Source organism: Aureimonas ureilytica DSM 18598 = NBRC 106430 (genome assembly GCF_000382705.1).
GTDB lineage: Bacteria > Pseudomonadota > Alphaproteobacteria > Rhizobiales > Rhizobiaceae > Aureimonas > Aureimonas ureilytica.
The window spans coordinates 1-7,172 of sequence record NZ_ARQE01000035.1; the positions used below are offsets into that span (position 1 = coordinate 1).

The following is a 7,172-nucleotide window of genomic DNA, read 5'->3' on the forward strand; positions in this document are numbered from 1 at the left end:
CAACCTTCCGGCCCACAAGACCGAGGGCGTGCGGTTGGCCGTCGAAGCGGTAGGCGCGTCCTTGCGCTTTCTGCCGCCCTACAGCCCCGACTTCAACCCGATCGAGATGGCATTCTCCAAGCTCAAGGCGCTCATGCGCGCCAAGGCCGAGCGAACGGTCGAGGCGCTCTGGAAAGCCGTCGGCACGCTCATCCCGCTCTTCCTCCCCGCCGAATGCGCCAACTACTTCAAAGCCGCAGGCTACGATGCAGACTGATCGGAAAACGCTCTAGCGGATCGCGGCTTCCGCTTCGATCCAATCGCGAAAGCTGCGCAGCGTGGCGCTCGCCTCGCTCCGGGCGGGATAGATCAGCGCGTAGTGCGAGCGGCCCGGCAGCACCCGCGATGAGACCTTTCGCAGCCGCCCCTCCGCCAGATCGCTCGCCGCCAGGACGTCCGGCACGAGGGCTACGCCGAGCCCCGCTCGGGCAGCCGCCAGCACCATACCGAAATGCTCGAAACGCGCCCCGCGCAGGATGGTGATCGGATCGAGCCCGGCGTCGCGAAACCAGTCCAGCCAGAGCTCGGGTCGGGTCGACTGCTGAAGAAGAGGCAGCCTCGCGATCGCCTCGTCCGCCAGCGGCGGCGCGCCCGGCTCGGGGCCGAAGGCGGGCGCCGCGACCGCGACCAGCACCTCCTCCGCAAGAGGAACGATCTCGGTCCCGGGGCCGGCGAGTTCCGTGCGCTGCAAGGCGGCATCGAACGGCTCCCGCTCGAAATCCACCGGTCCGAGGCGTGCGGCGAGATCGATCGTAAGGCTCGGGGCGAGGCTGTGGAACTTGGCGAGGCGTGGAATGAGCCAACTCGTGCCGAAGGTCGGCAGGACGGCAAGACGCAGGACGCGCGCCTTGTCGCCGAAGGACATCACGGTGAGCGCGGCGGTGTTGAGGTCTGACAGGATGCGCTCGGTGTCGCGCAGCATGGCGCGGCCCGCGTCCGAAATCACCAGCCGCTTGCGCACCCGGTGAAACAGTGCGACGCCAAGCCGGGCCTCCAACGAGGCAAGCGACCGGCTGACAGCGCTCTGCGTCAGTCCGAGCTGGTGCGCGGCTTCCGTGACCGAGCCGCTACGAGCGCAGGCGCCGAAGGCCTGAAGTTCGGGCAGGGTCGGCGTGAAGGATCGTCGCATGGCTAGTCTCCTCGGCGTGGAGCCGAATGACCCCGGCGCCCGCCCAAACACCGTTCGAAGCCTCCGCCAGTAGCATGTTTTCCATGGTGGCAAAGGCATGGAACCGTTGGAGCGCCGACGGGACATGCCGAAGTTCATTCCATTTCCTCATGTTTTCCGCCAGCCGAACTCATTGGCGTCTTCACCTCGCCGCCCCCTAATCTGGCAGCATCTCTAGCGCCCCGGCGCAATGCTTCGAGGAAATCATCCATGCCGCTGAAGCCCAAAGACGCGCCCGATCTCGGCCAGTTCTCCTGGGAGGACCCGTTTCGGCTGGACGGCCAGCTCACCGACGAAGAGCGCATGCTGCGCGACGCGGCGCGCGCATTCGCGCAGGAGAAGCTCCAGCCGCGCGTCATCGAAGCCTATCGCGAGGAAAAGACCGACCCCGCGATATTCCGCGAGATGGGCGAGATGGGTCTTCTCGGTGCCACGGTTCCCGAGGACTATGGTGGTCTGGGCGCCTCCTATGTCGCCTACGGGCTGATCGCGCGCGAAGTGGAGCGGGTGGATTCGGGCTATCGCTCGATGATGTCGGTTCAGTCCTCTCTCGTCATGTATCCGATCCATGCCTACGGTTCGGAAGAGCAGCGCCGACGCTACCTGCCCAAGCTCGCCAGCGGCGAATGGATCGGCTGCTTCGGCCTGACCGAGCCGGACGCCGGTTCCGATCCGGCGGGCATGCGCACCACCGCCCGCAAGACGGACGGCGGCTANGTCCTGAACGGGNCGAAGACCTGGATNTCCAACGCGCCGATCGCCGACGTCTTCGTGGTCTGGGCCAAATCCGAGGCCCATGGCGGCAAGATTCGCGGCTTCGTTCTGGAGAAGGGAGCCAAGGGCCTGTCGGCGCCCAAGATCGGCGGCAAGCTGAGCCTGCGCGCCTCGATCACCGGCGAGATCGTCATGGCCGACGTGGAGGTGCCCGATGATGCGCTTCTGCCCGATGTGGAAGGGTTGAAGGGTCCGTTCGGCTGTCTCAATCGGGCGCGCTACGGAATTTCGTGGGGCGTACTCGGTGCCGCCGAATTCTGCTTCCACGCCGCGCGCCAATACGGGCTGGACCGCAAGCAATTCGGCAAGCCGCTGGCGCAGACGCAGCTTTTCCAGCTCCGCCTCGCCGACATGATGACCGACATCTCGCTCGGTCTTCAGGCCAGCCTGCGGGTCGGGCGGCTTCTGGACGAGGCGCAGGCCGCACCGGAAATGATCTCGATCGTCAAGCGCAACAATTGCGGCAAGGCGCTGGAGATCGCGCGCCGGGCGCGTGACATGCATGGCGGTAACGGCATCTCGGAGGAGTTCCAGGTGATCCGCCACATGGTCAACCTCGAGACCGTCAACACCTACGAGGGCACGCACGACGTCCATGCGCTGATCCTCGGCCGGGCCGTCACCGGCCTGCAGGCCTTCTTCTGAGGAGCGGCGGAATGGCTGGCGCGGCGCCCCGGGACTTGCCCCCGCTCTCGGGTCTGAAAGTGGTCGAACTGGCCCGCATCCTGGCCGGGCCCTGGATCGGCCAGACGCTGGCCGATCTCGGCGCCGAGGTCGTCAAGGTCGAGGCGCCCGGCGGCGACGACACGCGCCGCTGGGGGCCACCCTTCGTGGAGCAGGATCTGCCGGACGGACGGTACGACCGAACGGCAGCCTATTTCCACGCCGCCAATCGGGGCAAGCGGTCGATCACCTGCGATTTCGAACGGGAAGCCGACCTCGCCATGCTTCGCGATCTCGTTCGCGATGCCGACATTCTGATCGAGAATTTCAAGGTCGGCGGACTCAAGCGGTTCGGCCTCGACTACGAGACCATCGCTGCGCTCAATCCACGTCTCGTCTACTGCTCCGTCACGGGCTTCGGGCAGAGCGGTCCGCTTGCTCATCTGCCTGGCTACGACTTCCTGATCCAAGGCCTGTGCGGGATCATGGACCTGACCGGCGATCCAGCAGGCGAGCCGCAGAAGATCGGCGTCGCCTGGATCGACATTCTGACCGGTCTCTACGGCACGATCGGCATCCAGGCCGCGCTCGCCGAGCGTGAGCGCTCCGGCCGGGGGCAGCATGTCGACCTGTCGCTTATGGACTGCGGCGTCGCCGCGCTGGCCAATCAGGCCATGAACTATCTGGCGAGCGGCACCGCGCCTCGGCGCATGGGCAACGCCCATCCCAATATCGTGCCTTATCAGGTCTTTCCGGTCGCGGATGGACACGTCATCGTCGCCTGCGGCAACGACCGGCAGTTCGCCGCCTTCGCCGCGATCCTGGATCTGCCCGAATTGGCCGCGGACCCGCGCTATGCGACCAATCCGGCGCGGGTGGAGAACCGCGAGCCTCTTTGCGCGCTTCTAGGGACACGCACCGTGCGTCTGGAGCGTGACCCGTTGATCGCGGCCATGCAGGGGGTCGGCGTGCCCGGCGGTCCGATCAACGATGTCGCCGGAGCGATCAACCATCCTCAGGTGCAGCATCGGGGCCTGCGGATCGAGCCGGGCGGAGTTCCGGGCCTTCGCACCCCCATTGTCTTCTCACGAAGCCCGCTGGTGACCGATCTGGCCTCGCCCGCGCTGGGTGAGGCCGACACGCTGCCGCGCGCTCCCGAAGCCCCGTGAACCAGCGGCTTCATTCCGCGAACGACATCTTGTTAGGAGGCCGTACACCATGAAAATTCTCGTCTGCGTGAAGCGCGTCGTCGACTACAACGTGAAGATCCGGGTGAAGGCAGACGGTTCGGGAGTCGAACTGGCCAATGTGAAGATGTCGATGAACCCGTTCGACGAGATCGCAGTGGAGGAGGCGGTCCGGCTCAAGGAAAATGGCGGCGCGACCGAGATCGTCGCCGTCTCGATCGGCCCGGCCCAGGCCGCCGACACGATCCGCACCGCGCTCGCCATGGGCGCCGATCGCGGCATCCTCGTGAAGGCCGAGGGCACGGTCGAGCCGCTCGCCGTCGCCAAGATCCTGAAGGGCGTGGTCGAGGCGGAACGGCCCGATCTCGTCATTCTCGGCAAGCAGGCGATCGACGACGACTGCAACCAGACCGGCCAGATGCTCGCCGGTCTGCTCGGCTGGAGCCAGGGCACCTTCGCCTCCAAGCTCGAGATCGAGAGCGGCTCGGCCAGCGTCACCCGCGAGGTGGACGGCGGCCTGCAGACGGTGGGCCTCACCCTGCCGGCGATCGTCACGACGGATCTGCGCCTCAACGAGCCGCGCTACGCCTCGCTGCCCAACATCATGAAGGCCAAGAAGAAGCCGCTGGAGGAGAAGACCGCCGCCGATTTCGGCGTCGACACCAGCCCGCGCCTGGAGGTCCTGAAGACCGCCGAGCCCAAGGGCCGGCAGGCCGGTGTCAAGCTCGGCTCGGTGGACGAGCTGGTCTCGGCGCTCAAGGGCGCCGGACTGGTTTAACGATTCTCGTCTGAGCCCAGTCCACCGTCTCGCCGCTTCTTCCCGTTTCGAGGTTCATCCCATGACCACGCTCCTGATCGCCGAACATGACAACGCCCATCTCTCCGGCGAAACCGCCAAGGCGCTGACCGCCGCGCTGCAGCTCGGCGGCGAAGTGCACATCCTGGTGGCGGGCGAGGGCTGCGCGGCGGTCGCGGACGCCGCCGCCAAGCTGTCCGGCGCCGCCAAGGTGCTCGTCGCCGACGCCGCGCTCTACGGCCATGCGCTGGCCGAGCCGCTGGCCGCCCTCCTGGTGCAGCTCGCCCCGGCCTTCGATGCGATCGTCGCGCCGTCCACGGCGGCGGGCAAGAACGTTCTGCCGCGTGCCGCCGCGCTGCTCGACGTCATGCAGGTCTCGGACGTCATCGCGGTGCTTGGGCCCGACACGTTCGAGCGGCCGATCTATGCCGGCAACGCGTTGGAGACCGTGCGCTCGCGCGATGCGATCAAGCTTCTGACGGTGCGCACGAGCGCCTTCGCGGCGGCCGGCGAGGGGGGCTCGGCCCCGGTCGAGAGCGTCGGCGCGGCGGGCGATCCCGCCCTGTCGCGCTTCCTCGGTCAGGAGGTCGCCCATTCCGAACGGCCCGAGCTTTCCGGCGCCAAGATCGTCGTCTCGGGCGGGCGGGCGCTGGGAAGCCACGAGAAGTTCGAGGAGGTCATGCTGCCGCTGGCCGACAAGCTGGGGGCCGCGATCGGCGCGAGCCGCGCGGCGGTGGACGCGGGCTACGCGCCGAACGACTGGCAGGTCGGCCAGACCGGCAAGGTCGTCGCGCCCGACCTTTATGTGGCGGCGGGCATTTCAGGCGCGATCCAGCATCTGGCGGGCATGAAGGACTCGAAGGTCATCGTCGCCATCAACAAGGACGAGGACGCGCCGATCTTCCAGGTCGCCGACTTCGGTCTCGTCGGCGACATCTTCACGCTCGTGCCCGAGCTCACCTCCAAGCTTTGATCCATCGTCGCAGAGGGCGTCTTCCATGAGCGAGATCAGCATCGTCGGCATTGTCGGCGCCGGGCAGATGGGAACCGGCATCGCCCAGGTCGCCGCCCTCGCCGGGTTCGACGTCGTTCTCTACGACGTGAGCCTCGAGCAGGCGCGCCAGGGCCTCGCTAAGGTGCGGGCGGGGCTCGACCGGCAGGTGGCGGCTGGCAAGCTGGCGGCGGAGCTGCGCGACGCCGCGCTCCTGCGCCTCAAGCCCGCCGACGGCGTCAACGATCTCGCCCCGTGCGACCTTGTGATCGAGGCGGCGACCGAGAAGGAGGAGATCAAGCGGCGCATCTTCGCGCAGGTCTGCCCGGTCCTGCGCCCCGACGCGATCCTCGCCTCCAACACGTCCTCGATCTCGATCACGCGGCTTGCCGCCGGCACCGACCGGGCGGAGCGCTTCCTCGGCATCCATTTCATGAACCCGGTGCCGGTCATGAAGCTGGTCGAGCTGGTGCGCGGCATCGCCACCGACGACGGCGTGTTCGAGGCCTCCAAGCGCTTCGTCGAGCGGCTGGACAAGACGATCATCGTGTCGGAGGATTTTCCCGGCTTCATCGTCAACCGCATCCTGATCCCAATGATCAACGAGGCGATCTACACGCTGCACGAGGGCATCGGCTCGGTGGAATCGATCGACGCCTCGATGCGGCTCGGCGCCAACCATCCGATGGGGCCGTTCCAGCTCGCCGACTTCATCGGCCTGGATACGTGCCTGTCGATCATGCAGGTGCTGCATGACGGGCTGGCCGATTCAAAATACCGGCCCTGTCCGCTTCTGGTGAAATATGTCGAGGCCGGCTGGCTCGGCCGCAAGGCCAAGCGCGGCTTCTACGACTATCGCGGCGAGGTGCCGGTCCCCACCCGCTGAGGCACGAAAGGCGCCTAGCAGTGCCATCTGACCGATTGCTGAAGTCGCCTCGAGCATCGCTGAGGTTTCATGGCGTGACTACGTGTCCCAATCTCCGATCCAAGCCTGGATGTCCAGCGTTCGCCGATCTTTGGTAGTCTCGGCCAACGCAACCTATCCGGAACGACATCGTGCAGTCGGAACCCTCGCTAAGTTCCATAAGCAATCTTACGCAATATCGCACGAGACTGGGGAACGTCTTGTTCTGCCTGCGCTTTTGGCAGCGATAACGGACAATTCCGGGCAGATAATAGGTGTTGCACGAACGTAGCTCGACGCCGAACGAGGCGCTGTGGCCGACATCAAAAACCCCAAGCGCGTCATGGGCGATCTCTATGGCAATGCCGTGCGGTTCGGACGAGCCGGCACCGTCCTCGGCTGCGGTGAAGGGATCGAGACGATGCTGTCTGTCGGCACCGCCCTGCCGAAGCTGCCGATCGCGGCCTGCCTGACCGCCACCCATCTCGGTCTTTTCGAGGTGCCCAATGGCGTCGAGCAGGTGTGGGTGTTCCGCGACAACGACGAGGCCGGGCGTCGAGGCACCCTCCATCTGCGCGAGCGGCTGCGGGAGGCCGGACGATCTATCCGGGTGCGCGAGATCGTGCCTGTCCTGGGCGATTTCAACGACG

8 protein-coding genes are annotated in these 7,172 nt (G+C 66.6%); 7 read left to right on the forward strand and 1 reads right to left on the reverse strand.

Annotated features, from left to right (window positions below):
• Positions 1-256: transposase (locus B146_RS0124290; protein ID WP_019999074.1), on the forward strand; the 256-nt coding region annotated here is incomplete at its 5' end.
• Positions 257-268: 12 nt separating this feature from the next.
• Here the strand turns inward: B146_RS0124290 and B146_RS0124295 are convergent.
• Complete coding sequence (locus tag B146_RS0124295; RefSeq protein ID WP_019999075.1) at positions 269-1,168, reverse strand: LysR substrate-binding domain-containing protein; 900 nt, start codon at positions 1,166-1,168, stop codon at positions 269-271.
• Between the two features lie 249 nt (positions 1,169-1,417).
• On the opposite strand from B146_RS0124295, the gene B146_RS0124300 reads away from it, so the two are divergent.
• The 6 genes from B146_RS0124300 to B146_RS27390 all read left to right on the forward strand — a co-directional run.
• Positions 1,418-2,626, forward strand: coding sequence for an acyl-CoA dehydrogenase (locus B146_RS0124300; RefSeq protein WP_019999076.1), 1,209 nt, complete (start codon positions 1,418-1,420; stop codon positions 2,624-2,626).
• A gap of 11 nt (positions 2,627-2,637) precedes the next feature.
• Positions 2,638-3,813 (forward strand): CaiB/BaiF CoA transferase family protein, encoded by a 1,176-nt coding sequence (locus B146_RS0124305; protein WP_019999077.1) that lies wholly within the window; start codon positions 2,638-2,640, stop codon positions 3,811-3,813.
• A 49-nt stretch (positions 3,814-3,862) separates the two neighbouring features.
• Positions 3,863-4,609: an electron transfer flavoprotein subunit beta/FixA family protein gene (locus tag B146_RS0124310; RefSeq protein ID WP_019999078.1), complete on the forward strand. Its 747-nt coding sequence runs from the start codon at positions 3,863-3,865 to the stop codon at positions 4,607-4,609.
• Positions 4,610-4,670: 61 nt separating this feature from the next.
• Positions 4,671-5,600, forward strand: a complete 930-nt coding sequence (locus B146_RS0124315) for an electron transfer flavoprotein subunit alpha/FixB family protein (RefSeq protein WP_019999079.1) — start codon at positions 4,671-4,673, stop codon at positions 5,598-5,600.
• A 25-nt stretch (positions 5,601-5,625) separates the two neighbouring features.
• The gene (locus B146_RS0124320; RefSeq protein WP_019999080.1) at positions 5,626-6,504 is read left to right on the forward strand and encodes a 3-hydroxybutyryl-CoA dehydrogenase; all 879 of its coding nucleotides are present in this window, start codon (positions 5,626-5,628) and stop codon (positions 6,502-6,504) included.
• 361 nt (positions 6,505-6,865) lie between these two features.
• The coding region (locus B146_RS27390; RefSeq protein WP_205753722.1) for a toprim domain-containing protein at positions 6,866-7,172 on the forward strand (307 nt) is incomplete at its 3' end.

Bases quoted from the DNA above. Each gene is read 5' to 3' on its own strand.
- B146_RS0124310 (WP_019999078.1), top strand. From the start codon at position 3,863: ATGAAAATTCTCGTCTGCGTGAAGCGCGTCGTCGACTACAACGTGAAG.
- B146_RS0124305 (WP_019999077.1), top strand. From the start codon at position 2,638: ATGGCTGGCGCGGCGCCCCGGGACTTGCCCCCGCTCTCGGGTCTGAAA.
- B146_RS0124320 (WP_019999080.1), top strand. From the start codon at position 5,626: ATGAGCGAGATCAGCATCGTCGGCATTGTCGGCGCCGGGCAGATGGGA.
- B146_RS0124315 (WP_019999079.1), top strand. From the start codon at position 4,671: ATGACCACGCTCCTGATCGCCGAACATGACAACGCCCATCTCTCCGGC.
- B146_RS0124295 (WP_019999075.1), bottom strand. From the start codon at position 1,168: ATGCGACGATCCTTCACGCCGACCCTGCCCGAACTTCAGGCCTTCGGC.